The organism is Pontimicrobium sp. IMCC45349, assembly GCF_047219225.1.
Classification (GTDB): domain Bacteria; phylum Bacteroidota; class Bacteroidia; order Flavobacteriales; family Flavobacteriaceae; genus IMCC45349.
The window spans coordinates 2,751,238-2,768,782 of the sequence record NZ_CP178208.1 but is presented as its reverse complement, the minus strand read 5'-3'; the positions used below and the strand labels follow the sequence as shown (position 1 = coordinate 2,768,782).

General features: G+C 29.8%; 18 protein-coding genes. 3 read left to right on the top strand and 15 right to left on the bottom strand.

What is annotated here, in order from left to right; genetic code table 11:
- Positions 1-142: 142 nt before the first annotated feature.
- From ACLII3_RS12915 to ACLII3_RS12865, 11 genes are all read right to left on the bottom strand, one after another.
- On the bottom strand, positions 143-1,183 hold the full coding sequence (locus ACLII3_RS12915; RefSeq protein ID WP_412984630.1) for an HlyD family efflux transporter periplasmic adaptor subunit: 1,041 nt from the start codon (positions 1,181-1,183) through the stop codon (positions 143-145).
- 4 nt (positions 1,184-1,187) lie between these two features.
- Positions 1,188-2,705 carry a hypothetical protein gene (locus ACLII3_RS12910; protein ID WP_412984629.1) on the bottom strand — a complete coding sequence of 506 codons (1,518 nt, stop codon included), beginning with the start codon at positions 2,703-2,705 and terminating at the stop codon, positions 1,188-1,190.
- 93 nt (positions 2,706-2,798) lie between these two features.
- The gene (locus ACLII3_RS12905; protein WP_412984628.1) at positions 2,799-3,497 is read right to left on the bottom strand and encodes a LytR/AlgR family response regulator transcription factor; all 699 of its coding nucleotides are present in this window, start codon (positions 3,495-3,497) and stop codon (positions 2,799-2,801) included.
- A gap of 40 nt (positions 3,498-3,537) precedes the next feature.
- Positions 3,538-3,864, bottom strand: coding sequence for an Hpt domain-containing protein (locus ACLII3_RS12900; protein ID WP_412984627.1), 327 nt, complete (start codon positions 3,862-3,864; stop codon positions 3,538-3,540).
- A complete protein-coding gene (locus ACLII3_RS12895) occupies positions 3,861-5,078 on the bottom strand; it encodes a sensor histidine kinase (RefSeq protein ID WP_412984626.1) in 1,218 nt (405 codons plus the stop codon). The genes ACLII3_RS12900 and ACLII3_RS12895 overlap by 4 nt, the downstream gene beginning before the upstream one ends.
- A complete protein-coding gene (locus tag ACLII3_RS12890; RefSeq protein ID WP_412984625.1) occupies positions 5,071-5,616 on the bottom strand; it encodes a heme NO-binding domain-containing protein in 546 nt (181 codons plus the stop codon). Before ACLII3_RS12890 ends, ACLII3_RS12895 begins: the two co-directional genes overlap by 8 nt.
- 6 nt (positions 5,617-5,622) lie before the next feature.
- Positions 5,623-6,036, bottom strand: coding sequence for a response regulator (locus ACLII3_RS12885; RefSeq protein ID WP_412984624.1), 414 nt, complete (start codon positions 6,034-6,036; stop codon positions 5,623-5,625).
- A gap of 114 nt (positions 6,037-6,150) precedes the next feature.
- Entirely contained in the window at positions 6,151-7,458 is a 1,308-nt protein-coding gene (locus tag ACLII3_RS12880) for a glycosyltransferase family 2 protein (RefSeq protein ID WP_412984623.1), read from the bottom strand.
- The gene (locus ACLII3_RS12875) at positions 7,455-8,768 is read right to left on the bottom strand and encodes a hypothetical protein (RefSeq protein WP_412984622.1); all 1,314 of its coding nucleotides are present in this window, start codon (positions 8,766-8,768) and stop codon (positions 7,455-7,457) included. Before ACLII3_RS12875 ends, ACLII3_RS12880 begins: the two co-directional genes overlap by 4 nt.
- A gap of 14 nt (positions 8,769-8,782) precedes the next feature.
- Positions 8,783-10,642, bottom strand: coding sequence for a DUF4114 domain-containing protein (locus tag ACLII3_RS12870; RefSeq protein WP_412984621.1), 1,860 nt, complete (start codon positions 10,640-10,642; stop codon positions 8,783-8,785).
- 89 nt (positions 10,643-10,731) lie between these two features.
- Positions 10,732-12,102, bottom strand: coding sequence for a nucleotide sugar dehydrogenase (locus tag ACLII3_RS12865; protein WP_412984620.1), 1,371 nt, complete (start codon positions 12,100-12,102; stop codon positions 10,732-10,734).
- A 529-nt stretch (positions 12,103-12,631) separates the two neighbouring features.
- Between ACLII3_RS12865 and ACLII3_RS12860 the strand changes: the two genes are divergently transcribed.
- From ACLII3_RS12860 to ACLII3_RS12850, 3 genes are all read left to right on the top strand, one after another.
- Positions 12,632-13,573 (top strand): alpha/beta hydrolase, encoded by a 942-nt coding sequence (locus ACLII3_RS12860; RefSeq protein WP_412984619.1) that lies wholly within the window; start codon positions 12,632-12,634, stop codon positions 13,571-13,573.
- A gap of 113 nt (positions 13,574-13,686) precedes the next feature.
- Positions 13,687-14,046 (top strand): hypothetical protein, encoded by a 360-nt coding sequence (locus ACLII3_RS12855; protein WP_412984618.1) that lies wholly within the window; start codon positions 13,687-13,689, stop codon positions 14,044-14,046.
- 32 nt (positions 14,047-14,078) lie between these two features.
- The gene (locus ACLII3_RS12850; protein ID WP_412984617.1) at positions 14,079-15,011 is read left to right on the top strand and encodes a helix-turn-helix domain-containing protein; all 933 of its coding nucleotides are present in this window, start codon (positions 14,079-14,081) and stop codon (positions 15,009-15,011) included.
- A gap of 70 nt (positions 15,012-15,081) precedes the next feature.
- Here ACLII3_RS12850 and ACLII3_RS12845 read toward each other — a convergent pair whose 3' ends face one another.
- From ACLII3_RS12845 to ACLII3_RS12830, 4 genes are read right to left on the bottom strand one after another with little or no spacing between them, the layout of a single operon-like run.
- Entirely contained in the window at positions 15,082-16,104 is a 1,023-nt protein-coding gene (locus tag ACLII3_RS12845) for an alpha/beta hydrolase (RefSeq protein ID WP_412984616.1), read from the bottom strand.
- Between the two features lie 2 nt (positions 16,105-16,106).
- Positions 16,107-16,649, bottom strand: coding sequence for a nuclear transport factor 2 family protein (locus ACLII3_RS12840; protein ID WP_412984615.1), 543 nt, complete (start codon positions 16,647-16,649; stop codon positions 16,107-16,109).
- A 7-nt stretch (positions 16,650-16,656) separates the two neighbouring features.
- Entirely contained in the window at positions 16,657-17,019 is a 363-nt protein-coding gene (locus ACLII3_RS12835) for a nuclear transport factor 2 family protein (RefSeq protein WP_412984614.1), read from the bottom strand.
- A 7-nt stretch (positions 17,020-17,026) separates the two neighbouring features.
- Complete coding sequence (locus tag ACLII3_RS12830) at positions 17,027-17,539, bottom strand: nuclear transport factor 2 family protein (protein WP_412984613.1); 513 nt, start codon at positions 17,537-17,539, stop codon at positions 17,027-17,029.
- Positions 17,540-17,545: the final 6 nt, after the last annotated feature.

Here is a 17,545-nt window from a genome sequence, read left to right as displayed (position 1 = left end):
AGAACACATAAACTCAAATATACAATTAGTTTTATAATCTTTGACTTTCTGCTCATGTTCATTTAATTCTATAATTTAAAATTAATCTTACATAGAAGATTTTCACATCATTAATCTACTAAGAATCATATTTAAACTATACTCAAAAAGAATATTTACTTTTTTTTATTAATACATTTAACTTATGGTATTTCGCCCATTTTTGTTTTTCTAAATTATTTAAAGGAATAACTTCAACCACTATACTTCGTTCTGTAGGCTCATAAGTCTTTTGGAACTCTTCTGGTAAAGCATAAGTTGACACATAATACTTATTAATTATTCCTTTAGACTTTGTTTTATCTGGAAACTGAATGGTTATCTCATCCATCACATTTATATTTTTAATCTCATCCAAATCGAAATATGCTTTAATAAATACTTGCTCTGGATTGTGTATAGTCAAAACACTTTCAGTTCGGTAACAAGTCTCATTTTCGTTTACAGATATCTGTCCGATAACACCTTTAATTGGGGCTAAATAAGAACTATTCACTTCTTTACCTTCACCAAAACCGTAGGAAACATTTAAGGGATTTTTATCATCCTTTAAATATCTTAATTGTTCATATAATAATGCTATCTCGCTTTTCAACAAGTCTAGTTTTACAGTTTCAGCATTTATATGAGAAGTAATATCGTTTAATTTATCTATTGTATAAACGTCTAAGAGTACCAAGTTAATCGTCTTTTCTTTATTGTCGGTTAATAGCTTTATTTTGTTTTTTTGTGCTCTAATTTGAATTTGCTTAGATCTAACCTTAAATCTCAATTCCAATTCTTTTTTTGCTTTGTTTTGGGTTCTCTCTTGATTAGAAAAATATACTGTACCATCATTATCAAATTGATCTTCTAAATATGTAAATAATCGCTGATTACTTTCAATAGTATCTCCTTCAAACACATTAAATTTCAGCAATCTTATATCATGTGTAAAATTCACGTCCACCTTACTCATCAATACTTGTCCGTTGGCATTAATTACTGTGGTTTTATCAATGATATATTTTAGCAGAAAAAAGAGACCAACAGCAATAATAATTAAGTACAAAGCACGATCAAAACTCATGTGTTTTTTCTTAATTACTGGCTCTTTTAAAACTCGTAATGTTGATTTTTTTGATTTAAACGAAAATGATTTCATCTTATTAGTTCTTTAATTGTGTTTGTTCGTATAGCATCCAATCTTCTAGCCTTATCAATTCTTTATTCTGCAAGTCCTGTATCACTTTATAACCTCTACGTTTTAACTTATCTATAAACTCTTTTCCAATATTTTCAACATGCACAACTTCTATCTGTTTTAACTCAAGAAATGCTATTTGATGTTCTATAGTGAACAATTCAGTTTTGCTAACCAATACTCTTTTTTGGTTACTCTTTTCAAAAATATAAGTAGACAACTTTAAGCTATTATCTAACTCATATAAATGACTTAAACTAGTATACAATTGTCGTTTTATTTGCAGCATATTTTTTAATATTTCAAATTGATCTATAAGTGCATCGGCTAATTGAATTCCAATCTGAAAACTATCAATATCACTTTTTATGAGATGAAGCTTTCGCTTTCGCTCTTTAACAACACACCAAATTTTATACTGGTCTTTTAAATCCTTTAACTTCTCTCTATAAGAGTTATAGTGTGTTAAAGCTAAATTATACTTACCTATACTTTTGTCTGATTGTTGCTCCTTAAGAATGTTTAATTTATTATCTCTTAATTCTTTATTGAAACTTCTTTTTAAAGGAATCTTTAATCGTAACCCTACTGAAGCATAATTACGATTAGTTATATTAGAATTCACCCAATTCTGATTTGCATATAAAGACAAAGACACATCCTCAATCCAACTATAATCCTTTGCTAAAATGGACTGCTGTAATGAATCCATTTCTGTATTCACAGCTTCAAAAGAGAATGCATCATTTTCAATTTTTAAAAATGGTAGTTTAATTGTTTCAAACTCTACAAAAATGCTATCTCTTATATTTTTATTAAGTGTTTTATAATTAGTAATTTCTTGCTTTGTTTTCTCTATATCATAACTAGTTTTTATTATTCTTTCTCTATCAATTAACTTCTTACTATAAAGCTTTGTTAATACCTCAAAATATCCATTAAGAAACTCAATACGCTTGTTATATAATACTAACAGCTCTTTGTTTATAGCATAGGTATAGCTTAATCTAAATTGTCTTCTCCATAAAATTGTAGCTTCATTAGTTTCCTCTAAATCCAATATCATAGCTTCATCGTTTAACTGATTTGCCTTATTTCTATTACTGAAGAACCCTTTCTTTAAAAGTTGCCATTCTAATTCTGTTCTAACTCTAGTTGTAACAAACTCATTATTTTCTTCATCAAAAATGTTGTTTAGGTTATGATTTATAGTCGCTCCAAACGACAAACCAATATCGTTAAGTAAAGCTCTCTGTTGTAACTCAATGTCTTGTTTTCTATACGCTTGAAGTTTTAAAGTAGCTTTAGGGATTTTAAACTGATTATTCTCTAAACTACTTTTATTATAATCTGAAATATTTAAAACCTTATCTGTATTGTAATAAATAGTATTCAGCTCACTTAAAAGTTCTGTCTCAACTTGCGCATAAAAAATATTAGTGACACAAAAGGAAATTATAATATATAGTCTAGGGCTTTTCACGTTCTAAAAGTAACTTTAAGAACGAAGTATCACCAGTATTTATCGATTGTTAGAAGTTTTGTGTAGACGAATAGCAATTAACTTTAGTTAAACTTATAATAAGTTTAAACGCTTTATAAGTTCTGGTCTGTTTGCGCGACTCACAGGAATGATATCTTGCTTAATTAACACACTATTATCCTCAATATCAATAATCTTAGAAGTATTAATGATATACGATCGATGTACTTTTAAAAACAGGTTATTAGGCAGCTTCTCAGCTATTTTTTTTAATGGCGCATGTACAAGGTGATTTTTAGTTTCAGTCTTAATATTTATATAATCACCTTTAGCTTCGATGACATAAATATCTGGAATATTAATTTTAACCAATCGTCTATCTATATTCACATAAAGATCATTTTCTGGCATGTCATTAGCGTCATTTATTTTTGAAACAACTGCAGTTTTAGCCTTTTGTACAGCTTTATTAAACCTTTCTGGAGTAATTGGTTTTACAAGATAATCTACAATACAATCATACTCAAAAGCAGTTAATGCAAAGTCTTTATCAGAAGTAGTAATTATTATTTTTGGCGGATTTTTTAAAGTTTTTACAAAATCAAACCCAGAAAAAGCAGGCATATGAATATCTAAAAAAATTAATTCAGTAGCATTAGTTTCGTTAAGATACTTTATAGCTTCAATAGCACTAGAAAATTCATCAACAACCTCTAGTTCTGGAAGGCTTTGACACATTTTATTAATAATAGCTCTTGCTGTAGTTTCATCATCAATAATTATGCTTTTCATGGAGATTTAGTTCAAATTCACTTTAAATATACGAAAACATCTACAACGTTTTAACGTAATTTTCTATAGTTAAGAGTATTTCCTTAAAAATAATATAATTTGAAAAAGAGCTTTTTTTTAACTCCTTTTCGAAGTCAGTTGCTACTATATATCCTTTAGATAAACCAAAAATGTTAATCTTATGTTTTAATTTATGTACATTCTCAGCTGCTCGTAAATAGTCTTTACTATCAAAATTTTGTTGAAACTCTTTAATTTCAAATGGAAGTTCATTTCTAATTATATCAATTAATTGAGTTTCAAAAGCGATATCACCATTAGCAATATCCTTTACATAATCAATATTTGGTTCTTCAGAATATTTCATTTTTTAATCGTAAAATTAAACTCTGTTCCTTTCCCCTCTTCAGATGTAAACCAAATATCTCCATTATAAAATTCAATAATTTTTTTAACTATAGACAAACCAATTCCAGTAGATTCATCATTATTATCTAAGGATTGAAAAATTTCAAATATCTTATCTTTATAGTAAATAGGGATGCCTTTACCATTATCTGAAATAGAAAATTCCCATAGATGTTTTTTATCTTTACAACCAATAACAATAACACCTTTAGGCTTATCAATACTTTTTATAGCATTACTTAAAAGATTTTGAAACAATTGCTGAATTCTATAAACGTCTGCTTCAATTATAGGTAAATTTTCAGATAATCTTATTTCAATATGTTCAGGAATATGAAGCATATGCAAGGTGTTTTCTAATAACAATTTTAAGTTTATCTTTTCCTTAAGTTGTTTTGCACTATCAATGCTTGAATACCTTAACACACCATCAATTAAACTATCCATTTTTCCAACTTTCTCAATAAGCATATCATACGTTTTATTAAAACTATTTACATCATTGGATTCATAATACTCCTTTAACCAATTGACTAAAGTATCCATGCTTCTTAAAGGTGATTTTAAATCGTGAGAAACTATATGTGCAAAATCTCTTAAGTCTTTATTTTTCTTTTCTAGATTACCTATTAGCTCTTTACGTTCTTCTTGCAACTTTAAATCTTCTGTAATATCCTCAACTAAAGCTACTTGATAAATAATTTGCCCGCTTTTGTCTCTAATTGCAGCAACATTAGTTTTTGCCCAAATAACAGTAGAATTCTTTTTTACGTATCTCTTATTAACTGAAAACTTATCAATAATTCCATTATTGAGCTTTTCCATTAAATCTCTTGAGCTTGGGTAATCGTCACTAACAGAAATAGACTTAACATCCATTTTTTTTAGTTCTTCTGAAGTAAATCCCAGAAGTTCTTCAAAAGCTTTATTAGTTTCAATGATTTCTCCATACTTCGTTAAGACAATTCCTAAACTACTATTATCGAAAATAGCCTGAAGTTCTAATGTTTTTTCACTAAGATTGCCTTGTAAAGCTTTATTAGTTTTTTTTAATTCTTCTGAAAGTTCATAAAGCTGTCTTGACTTATCTTCTAGTATTCTTTCAGCTTCCTTTCTAGCTATTCGCTCACGCTCTAAAGCCCTTTGCAATATGTCTACTTTTGAATTACTCACTAATTTTTACAATTGTATAATTTACTTTTGTTCCATCAGATTTTATTTTATCTAATGTTATTTCTGCTTTTTGCCCAAAGTGTTCAAATGTTTTGTGCATTAATCCTAGTCCAAAACTATACATTGCTCTACTAGACATATACTCTAAAACTAACTTATTGTCAGTCTTTTCAAGAACTGTAAATGTAGGCAGTTCAGCATCTGGATATATTTTTCTAACCTCAACATGTATATGATTTTCTATCGAGGCTAACATTTCTATTGGATCCTTGTATCTATTCAATAATTCACCATAAGTACGTACTAATACACCAAAGAAATGTTCGGCATAAGTATATAAAAGTTCATCTATACTTAATGAGGTTTTTTCACTTAAATGTAATAACAGACTTAACATTTCGGAAAAATTATAAGTTCCTATAGAAGTATATATTCCTTTTGAAGGTAAATCAGATTTTTGTATTATCTCATCTACTGTTTCCAGTCCGAATTTATCTTCTACTAATGATAAAAATTCTGTAAAAACTATGCCTTTCATATATCTTTAATTTTTTCGAGTGAATTCATTTACACTCCAATAAGTTATAAAATTTTCTATTAGACTCTTATAATCCTGATATTTCAATGGTTTCATTAAATATCCAGCAATACCCATTTCATAGCATTCCAGAATATCATTTGGATAATTTGACGTAGTTAGTATTACTACGGGAATATACTTTAACACTAAATCATTCTTTAAAATTTTAAGAAACTCTAAACCATTTAGTTTGGGCATATTCAAATCTAAAAGGATAACATTTGGTAGTTGCTCTATATTTTTAACAAGCCTCAGAGCTTCTTCACCATTTTGTGCAATAGTAACTTTATGCTTTTCATTTATAGAACTAACTATTTTCTGGAATTTCAAAGTTTCTATTTGGTCGTCTTCAATTAGTAACAGTGATAAATTACGCATTCTTGTTTTCGATTTTAATATAAAGATGAGAGATTTTTTATCAATTTAGGCTAAACTTCGATAAATACCTAAAATAAGAGCGGTGAATGGAAGATAAGTGTCGACGAATGGTTTTTATAACCCATGCTCTTTTGCTAATCTAGAAGATTTATGAGGGTTCCATGGGTCTTCAAACGATCGCTTAAAAAAGAACTCCTTATAGTAGGCAATAGTACGTACAATACGCAAATACATACCTGTGTAAAATGTCATAAACGCCACATATGGCCATAAATACTTCTCTTCTTCTCTACGTTCAGAAAACATATATATACTACACATTTGTACATAACTCATTACAAAATATAGTGTGATATTCATAGGAATAACAAACTGTAAAGAACCACTATAGTTTATAATGATATCTATAATATATATCCACCAAAGTACATCAAGAATAACATTATAAAATACGTTTTCAGCTAACGAAAAAAATGTAGACCATTTAAAATTAGCATTAGGAAAATACACATCCTTATGTTTTCTAACTCTGAATCTTATGATAGACTTATCCCATCTAAGACGCTGTTTAGTTAACACCTTAAACTTTTCAGGAGCATTAGTTAAACATACAGCAGTGGGCTCAAAATATACTTTATAACCTGACTTTCTAATTTTAACTGTAATATCACCATCTAGTCCAGGACCAATATCCCAACCTCCAATGCTGCTTATAACATCTGACCTAAATGCACCAAAAGCTCCTGATATAATTTTATATATTCCAAGATATGAAGTTACTATTCTACCAACTGATACTGTTTTTAAATACTCAATTGCTTGCAATTTTGCACATAAACTATTTTTATAATTTCTCACTTTAACATTACCTCCTACAGCTCCAATATTATTATCTAAATAAAAAGGAATCACAACATTTTCGATGGCATCACGATCAAAAGAGCAATCTGCATCCAGATGCACTATATATTTACCTTTACAAAATTGTAATGCGAAATTTGCTGCAGATGCTTTCCCTCCTCTTTGATCATTTCGCAAAAACAAGTCTATCAACCCATGTTTTTTAAGATTTTCTCCAATGATTGGTGTATCATCATCGGAACCATCATCTACTATAATTAGCTCAAAATTGGTATATGTTTGTTCAGATAAAGACTTAGTTAACTTATACAAATGCTTTCCTTCGTTTTTCCCAGGAATAATGATAGATACGAAAGGATTTTCTAACTGTAATTTTTGCTTAGCTAAATTCCATTGTTCCTGTCTTTTTTTTCTATTTAAATAGAAGATTCCATAAACAATATAATCTATAATTATATATCGTGTAAATTCAAAAATGACGAAATACCAGAATATGCGAATGAATTTCCATATTCCTACTTCAAACCAATAATTAATATATTCTGGAATTAGATGATTCATATAGCTTTTACATTTACTAAATCGTTTGTAATTTTAATATGAGATTTGATATTATCACTTAACAACAATTCCATATTATAAATCATCTTATCTCTAACTTCTTCTGCTTTCTCCTCATCCACATCTAACAATAGTAACTGAATAGAATTACCTTTTTTAATGTAACATAGATCATTCGCTACATATTGTTTAACTATTTCTTTAATATCTTTCCAGAAACTATTTATAAAGTCACTATCTAATATATTAAGCAACTCTCCAGTTAAAGATACAGTGGCTAAATAACTAGAATATCCTTTTGCAAAATTTCGTTCTTTTTCCTGATCTAATAGTTGATTAAAAATGATTACAGCATCTTGCTCTTCTGTTTTATTTATTACATACTTACCCTCAGCCATTAACATTGCTTTCATTGTAAGTTCGTAATCATATATTGTTACTTCAATAAGTTCTTCCAAACTGTTTACATGGTTACAGCTATGACATTCGGACACTACTTGTGCTACCTGAAAATGATGATCGCAAGTATTACAATTGTATACAGATGAAGGTTTATCATAATCTATTCCTATATGACGCAAATGTTTATTGCATTTAGGGCATTGTAAGTTATCATTCTCGTTATTGATAAACTGTTCTTGAGGAGCAACATGAGCACAGGTGAAATGATGAATAATATCATGTGCTTCAAGATTGATAGATTTACATTTAGGGCAAGTTTCTTTATAAATTAAATAACTATCGTGACAATCATTACAAAGCTGTACTTTGTCTTTTAGTTGTACATTTAAAGCTTCATCATTGACTAAAAACTGAAGTTGTTTTTCGATTTCATATTCTTTACTCGTGAAATACAAACCAATAAAAGGATACACATAACCAATTTTAGAATACCTGTTTTTGGTTGGACTTAATTTTGCTTCTCTTGTATATAAAAACTGAATCAATCTTGTTGTTACATCAAAATTTTGCTCTATTTGCAACTGTGGCACACTTTCAACCTTATCTAAAATAGCTTTAACAATATGATTTGAAAGATCTTCTTCAAACAATCCATCTGTATGAATGATGTATTCTGATTTTATATCATATTTATAGAATACTGGTTTTAAGAATACATTTTTATCCTTATGGGTTCTAAGTTGTAATACAATATCATTAAACCAATTAGTTTCTTTCGTAGCAATTATCACTGCCTGACAATTACTAATAACATCCTCTAAGGAGTTAGACCACTTTTCTATAATCAAGTAATCTAAACTGCCTTGAGTTAGGATTTTTTGGTTATTATTTTTTACAACTTTAAACATGACTTGGTTTAGTTTTAGTCTTGATTTACTTGTATATAATCACTCGGATCTATAGCGCTCTCTGGTGATGCTTTAATTTGAAAAATAGCATCATTATAGTCTTTATCACCATTTGGTACACTTATATCTTCAAAACAAATAATAGTAGAATTACATGAGGTATCATGAAATATTAAGCTTTGTTGTGCGCTATTATTATTTAAAATGGCATCTGTATGTTGAGTGTAAATTCCTTCAGTAATTTCATTATTCCTCCAACCATCAGAGATAACAAAAAATCCAATCATAGTATCTGCTTCAAACTCACCCAATAAACGCATTGTGTTCCCTCTTATCAATTCTCCTCCAGAGTTTTGAGCAGAGGCATTTGGAAAAATAACTATCTTAACCAAATCATCTACTGTTTGTGGTGGAGTATTAATATCGTAAGCATAGTATCCTAAAACATTTTTATAGCCAGCTCCTTCATTTATAAAAGTTACTGTTACCTCTGCTGTTTCCTTTATATGAATGTTTTTTGTAGGATGCATAAAATATTCAGGATGGTTTATTAAAGCATTTTCAGTTTCAGGTAAAACAACATTAAATAAATTAGGTAAAAGCTCACTACAAACTTCTTCATCTTCTTCCATTACTATTGGAGTTCCTTTATTATTATATGGAGAAATTGTTATGTAAGGAGCTTTATCTTGCTTATAAAGTATATTAAATCCGCCTTGTCCTTTACATATAAACACCCAATCATTCTTTGCGGTCACATAATTTGCTGAAGCTGGTTGCTCTTGCATATCCCAAACAAACATTGGATTAATTAAATTATTTCCTGAAATATGCTCAGAGATAGCAATACCATCAGCTCCGTTTGCTATATACATATAGTCATCATCTAAAGTAACACCATTAGTATTTCCCTCAATTAACATTGTTCCCTTGGACTCATTAATTAAAGAACCACTATTAATATCGTATACCTTTAATCCATTTAATCCAGTAGAAACATATAGTTTATTAGAGTTGTATGGGTCAAAATATGTAGTATTCTTTCCTCTATAAGAAGCTTCTACATTAGTGTGTATAATATTGGTGATGTCAAATTCGTTACTTTGGTTAAAACCATTTACAGTTCCTGATTTAACTCTTGCATTATCACCAGTTATCAAACTTGCATAAGTTGCTGAATTACTACTTCCATTAACGCAAACATATTTTGCATTGCTATAACTTTCATTATATTCAAGTTCGAATGTAGATTTATTTAAAATAAATGTTCCTCCATAAGTTTTACCAGCACTAACTATTAAATAGTTATCAGTATAAGCAATTCCATTTGCCGAAGCTGAAACTACATCTTCATCAATTAAATTTGAAAGATTAATTCTTTCAAAAGTATCAATATTACTATTAATTTTATATACAGTAGCCCCATGCTCACTATGCGATGCAGCTAACCATATAGCAGTTTCAGATTCGACCGTTACGGAATTAATATCTGCTAATCTAAAACTAACTTGTTTAATTACAACAGGTGCTTCAGGATTAGAAATATCGACTATTTCTAACATTCCCAAATGTTTATCTCCTTGCTTGTGATAAGTTACATAAGCCCTATCATCTTTAATTTCACAATGAGTGGCACTTAACAAATCTCCTTCTAAAGTTGGTGATGAAACTTTTGCGACCCAAGTCCAAAAATAATCTTGTTGATTAGTTACATTTGATTCATTTGTAACATTTCTTTGAGCTTCAGAGGACAAATAATCCTCTGTAACTTCAGGTAAAATACTTCTATTAATCAACTGAACTCTATTAGTATTGTTGATTATCTCAAATTTTACATCAAATTCTTGAATTTGTTCTGTTTGTTCTGAATCCAAAGAATCATACTTTGAGCATGAAATTCCAATTATTATAAATATTGATATTATAACTCTGTAAATATTTTTTTTCTGCATTGTAAATTTCTTTAAAGGGTTAAATATTTTTTATTAGACACTAAATGTTTGAATGTTCCTCTTATATCAAAAAGAAACCCTCTTTGAGTAAGCATGGAGTCTAATTCCTTAATTTCATGAAATTGATTATGGTCTACAGCCATAACAATTACATCAAATTTACCATCATCCTTAGTTACCTCATTTAATAAAGGAAGGTTATAATATCTCATAACTTCTAATGCATTAGCACATGGATCTTCTACTACTACATCAAAATCATGTTTTCTTAATTGTTTAATTATATCTATAACCTTAGAATTCCGTATATCACTAACATTTTCTTTGAATGTTATTCCCTTTATTAAGACTTTCCATTTTGTCTTAAGATGATTAGGCCAAACATTTTTTATTATTGTATTCACAATGTATTCAACCATTCCTTCATTGGTTTTTCTAACTTGTTCTAAGAGTTGAGTTTTTATATTAAATTTCTTAGCCCTATCTATTAAATAATATGGATCTACACCAATACAATGTCCTCCAACAAGACCTGGAAAATAGTTATGAAAATTCCACTTAGAACCAGCAGCTTTTAAAACTGCATCAGTATTAATATTTAAGGCATTAAAGACTTGCGATAATTCATTCATTAAACCAATATTTACATCACGCTGAATGTTTTCTACTACTTTAGCAGCTTCTGCTACTTTTATATTTTCAGCGCGATGTACACCAGCTTCAACTACTGATTCATATATATTGGTAATTAAATCTAAAGCTATATCATTACTTCCTGAAACAATTTTTTTGATTTTTGTAAATGTGTGATTTTTATCACCTGGATTTATACGTTCTGGCGAATACCCAACAGAAAAATCTTTATTTAATTTTAACCTAGAAATACGCTCTAAAATTGGCACGCAAACTTCTTCAGTACAGCCAGGAAAAACAGTAGATTCAAATACTACACAATCTCCTTTTTTTAAATTATCTGCGACCATGGCTGTTGCAGCTTTTAAAGGTTCAAGGTTTGGTTTTTTATATTTATCTATAGGTGTAGGTACAGCTATTATGTAGAATTTTGACTGTGACAAATCATTTTCTTTAAAAGAAAACCTAATATCTTTACCTATAAAATCAACTTCACTTAGCTCATTAGAAGGATCTATATGATCTAATAATTTGAAAATTTTGTTGCTATTAATATCAAAGCCTACAACTCTATATTTGGACGCCATGTGTAATGCTAATGGGAGTCCAACATAACCAAGCCCAACTATAGCCATACTAGCCTCTTTAAGTTGTAGTTGTCCAAAAAGACTATCTCTTTTGTATGCTACTTGTAATTTTTCTCTTTTAATTTCATTAGTTGGTAATCTAAAAGCTCCATTTGTATCCATAATTCTATTTTTAGGTTAAACTTGTTGTTGAACACTAAATTAGAATTGATAAGAGAGGGATTTTATTTTTTTAGACCAATATCCAGATAAGTATCGACGAATGGTTTACTTAAATAGTTAACTAAGTTGAATGAATTAGTTTAAAACATTATTGGATTTAAAAATAAGGTTCTTAACAAACATAAACAGCTTATACCTAAGTAAAAAGACATCATAATTCACTTAATCAAGAGATCTTTTACTTTTATCATCTTTCCACAGACTAAAAGAAATTAAATACTAATACCAAAATGTGTAAGTCAATTACCAAAATGTATAAGTTACAAACCTTCACTTCACAGTAACTTTGTAATCAAATAATTAGAACAACTTTAGAATAAAGAATCACAAATTAAACAAGATAAAAAAATTACTTTCTATTATTTGTGCAGTAGTACTTTTAGTAAGCTGCAACCAAAAACAAAACACTAACGAAAGCCAAACGAAAGAACTGGCTGTTAATACTAACAATGGAAAAAAAGAAAACACAATGGAAAATTTAAAAGCAGGAAAAAACAGTGTAACATTCACATCATTTGGAGTAGAATTGGCAGGAGATTTATACCTTCCAGAAGGCTTTGACCCAAACAAAAAATATAAAGCCATAGTTAGTGCGAGCCCTTTTCCTCAAGTCAAAGGACAAGTTATGGCAACCTATGGACCAGAAATGGCAAAAAGAGGATTTGTATTCTTAGGATTTGATTATTTAGGAATGGGAGATTCTCCAGCATTACCAGGAGAACACAAAAAATCTAGATACATGTTTAGATTAATAGAAAATACTTGGGATGCTGTGTCTTACTTAGGAACATTACCCTTCGTAGAAGAGATTAACGGATTAGGTGTTTGTCAAGGTGGTTCAATTATTGCTTCGACAGCAGTAACAGACCACAGAATTAAGAAAATTGCTATGGTCTCAGGTATGATGGCAGCTGATGCTTTTCAGTGGACTGATAAAAATATGGCAAATCAGATGATTGCTGCTGCCAATGAGTCTAAGCAAAAGCAATATGAAACAGGAAAACCAGATTATCATGCTCCATTTGGATTAAATGATGAGATGTCAAAAGAAGAGTTTGTTACTGCTGCTGCATATCCAGCAATGGCAGAAGAAACCTATAGCTACTACGGAAAAGATGGTGTAAAAGGCCCTGGAACCGTTAAAAACGCTTCAAACATGCATATTGCAGACCAAGCTATGCAGTCATTGATTTCTATTGGAGAAGCTTATGCTGACAAAATTGTACAACCAAGCTTAGTTATATATGGCACTAACGCCTCTACAGCACCTTGTTCTACACAGTTTATTGCAAAACTTACTAATGATAATACAACGTTAGCTTTTGATGAATTTAGCCATGTAGATTTCTACTACAAACCAGAAGCAGTAAAAGCATCAACAGATGCTGTGGCAGAATTCTTCAATAAATAATTATAGATATTTTTTAGCAAATATTAGGTTAGTTTTTTGATTAATAGTAACCTTAAACATGAACCTCTTGCATAGTTTAAAAGCAAGAGGTTCTATTCTAAAACCATTTAAACATGACCATTCAGGAATTAGAAAAATTAGTACAAGGGCAAAAAGTTCATCAAATTAGATGTGGTGACCATCGTTTTATTGATATTACGATTGTTTCAACCGAAGGGCGTTTTTTTGTACGCCAATATAAGTTTGGAAAACGAAGTTGGTATCATGCGTTTTTAGCCAATTCTCATGGTCAAATGAAACTTGGAGATACAATCGTTGATATTGATGGTGTGGTTCCTAAAGACTTAGAGACTATAAACCCTAAAGTCAACAAAGCTTATTTCAAGTTATTATGGATTTTATATCCACTAATGCGTTTGACTTATAATAGAAAGCAACACGAAGCCTCTACCCTAGAATTGATTCCTAAATAATGTTGTAAATTTAAAAAGTATAAAATGTGAATATGCCAAATTTCAATTTTAAATCCATCACAGAATTCCATACACACTTTGGGTTAAAAACACCTGAAAATCCGCTATTCAGTATTATGCATTCTGAATTGGATCCAAAAGAAAAAGTAAGTTGTGATACTAACGATCTTTCTGAAGATTCTATAGTGATGAATTGCGATTTTTACGCTATCAGTTTTAAAAAAATTATTTCTGGTGAATTTGTTTATGGACGTACCAAATACGACTGTACTAATGGTTCGCTCTTATTTACAGCACCAAATCAAACGGTGTCCTTTAAAGGTATTGTTGTTAGCTCAGAGAGTTATCATATTGTCTTTCACAAAGACTATATTCGAAATTTAGATATTTACGAAAAAATTAAAAGCTATAACTTCTTTAACTATAATGTTAATGAAGCCTTGCATCTTTCTCCAAAAGAAGAGCTGATTATAAAGGATATCTTCAAAAACATGAAGGCTGAATACCATAATAACCAAGATGAATTTAGCAAGGATATAATCATTTCGCAATTAGAAACTTTACTCAAATATGCGGATCGTTTTTACAAGCGTCAATTTTTGAACCGTACAGACGATAATAAAATTTTGATTACACGATTTAAGGATATTCTTAATAGCTATTTTGAACAAAACTTATTGGTAGAAGAAGGTATTCCAACCGTAGATTGGATGGCTGATCAACTTAATGTAAGCCATCGTTATATGAGTGATACTATAAAAGTTGAAACTGGTAAAACTGCTGTAGATCAAATCAACTTATTTTTAGTAGAGGAAGCTAAAGGCATGCTTTTAAACCCAAAGTTATCCATCTCAGAAACTGCTTATCAATTGGGCTTTGAATACCCACAATATTTTACGCGAGTATTTAAAAAGAAAACTGGAATGAGTCCTAAGGCGTACATCCAAGCCCATAGTTTGAATTAAATTTTAAAATTATTAATAGTAAAAAAGCGAGCATCAATGATGCTCGCTTTTTCTTTAAAAATATTAGATTTTATAAATACTTGTGAAAAAACGAGCTCGTTTTTTCTACTGCTAAATCAACTTCTTCTTTTTGATCATAAAAGGCAAATTGATGCATTGGTGATTGTAATTTGGTATCCATCCAAACCAATTCCTTGTTTTTTGAAGGTACAGCTTCAAAATACTTTTTGGTGTAATCTGGTAACACACAACCATCAGAATGTATCATAAGTAGTGGCTTATCTAATTTATTAGCTGATGGGAATGGATCTAAGTTTAACCAATCTTCCCAAGTAGCAACGGCAAATTGATCTGCACTCCATTGTGGTATAGCGCCACGTTCTGGATTTAAATAATAATCAAAATTACCATACATAGCTGCAGTTGGGTCATCTGTTGAAATAGTTTTGATGTATGTAAATTCTCCTGTTTCGGCATATTTCTTTTTAGCTGCTTGGGCAGCTTGTTTGCGTTCATTTACACCTTCTTCTCCTCCATAAAATAATTTTACAGCTTCAGCATCGTGTAACCATGATGCAGTAGTAGCTACAGCTTTGATACTTACATCTTCTGAAGCAGCTATTAAGGTGTACATAGAACCAGCACATACACCAAATGCACCAATCTTATTATGATCTACTTCTGGTAAAGTTTTTAAATATGTAACGGCGTTTTTAATATCTTGAATTTTCATAGCTGGGTTTTCCCAAGCTCTTGGTACACCCTCACTTTCTCCATAATTTCTAAAATCAAATGCTAAAGTGATAAATCCATTTTCAGCAAAACGCTTAGCGTATAAACCTGCCATTTGCTCTTTGACTGTAGTCCAACTTCCTGAACTCACAATGGTTGGGTATTGCTTACCTTCTTCAAAGTTAGGTGGATAATATAAATTGCCTACTAAGTTTAGTCCTTCGCTTTTAAAATTTACTGTTTTCATAGTTACTTCTTTACTTTTAGATTCTTTTGATTCAACTGCGTCTTTCTTATTTTTTTCTGAATTTCCACAAGCATTTAATAGTATCATTGCTGAAAAGATGAATAGTTTTTTCATGTTTACTTGATTTTATCGATTAATCCAAAGCCGCGAGCAGCAACTATTGGGTTAAAAATTTCTACGTATTCTGTTATTTTTCCGTTATCATTAAACTTAAAGGTAGAGTAGTAATCGTTGCTGTACATACCTGCATTGTTTTTTAATTTAATATTTCCTGTATATTTTACAAAAACAATGTTTGGATCTTCCATAGCGTAGATTTCATCTATAGGAAAGGTCATGCCATCAAAGTTTGGAAATACAGGTTTCCAATAGTTCCTAATTTCCTCTTTACTATTAGCACCAGCTGGAAACAATCCAGAATGATACGGATTAATATGCTTTGCATTTTCTGTAAATAAATTGGCTACTGCATTGGCATCTTCGGCTGTTAAGGCATTGAAAAAAGCTTTAACAGTAGCTTTGTTTTTAATTGCTGTATCCATAGTATTAGTGTATTGCATTTTTAATTCTTTGCTTTCGTTTTGCAATTGTTTTTCTTCTTCTGAATTTCCACAGGATAATAATAATCCTGAAAACATTAATATGAGTAGTTTTTTCATTTTATTCTTATTTAAAAAGTTCTGACCAATCAATGTAGATATAATATTCACTTATTAGATTTCTTTTCATTTTAAATACATCGCAAAAAGGAACTGTTAGTTGAGAATCATCTAATCTTGTGTAAGTCACTTTTCCTCTGTGAACTAGTGAGTTTTTTGATTCGAAAATATCTGTTACCTGATGATTTGTGGATTTCACTACTTCAAAAAAAATTTCTAAAGCTGATTTTACAGCTTCTTTTCCGGTTATTGGCTCATTGTTTCCTGCTACAAACAAGCAGTTGTCAGTTAATAGAGACAATACATTGTCACTATCTTTATTATCTAAATGATTAGATAAAAAGTCTATATGCTTATAATTTCTTGTCATTACTCAATTAGTTATTTTTTACATTCTTAATAGCATTTTCAATCAACTTACTATTACCATTTTGGTATTTGTAATTAAAGGTCATTGAAGTAATTTTCCATGAGTCATCTACTTTTTCTAAATCAAAATCATAGCTTCCTACTACTGTCCAAACATTCCCATTGTCGTCTTCTAAATAATGTGTTGCTGTTCCGTAACAAAAGCTATTGGCTTTATTACCATTAATTTTGGTAATAAAATTTCCAATTTGGTGATGTGTATAGGTAAAGCCTGGTAATATAGTTTTCCATCCTGTAGTAATATCTGTTGGTGATACTTTTTCAGCTAGATTTCCTGTCATAGATGAATAGTCTAAAGTTACTTTTGGTGCAAACTGTGCTTCTACTTCAGTCCAATTTTGATTGTCTGAGTTAATAAACATTTTTGATATGGTCTCTTGAATATTAAGTTTATCTTCCATCTGTTGTGCATTTATGAATAATGACGTTGTCATTAGTAAGGCTATAAATAGTGTTCTCATCTTCGT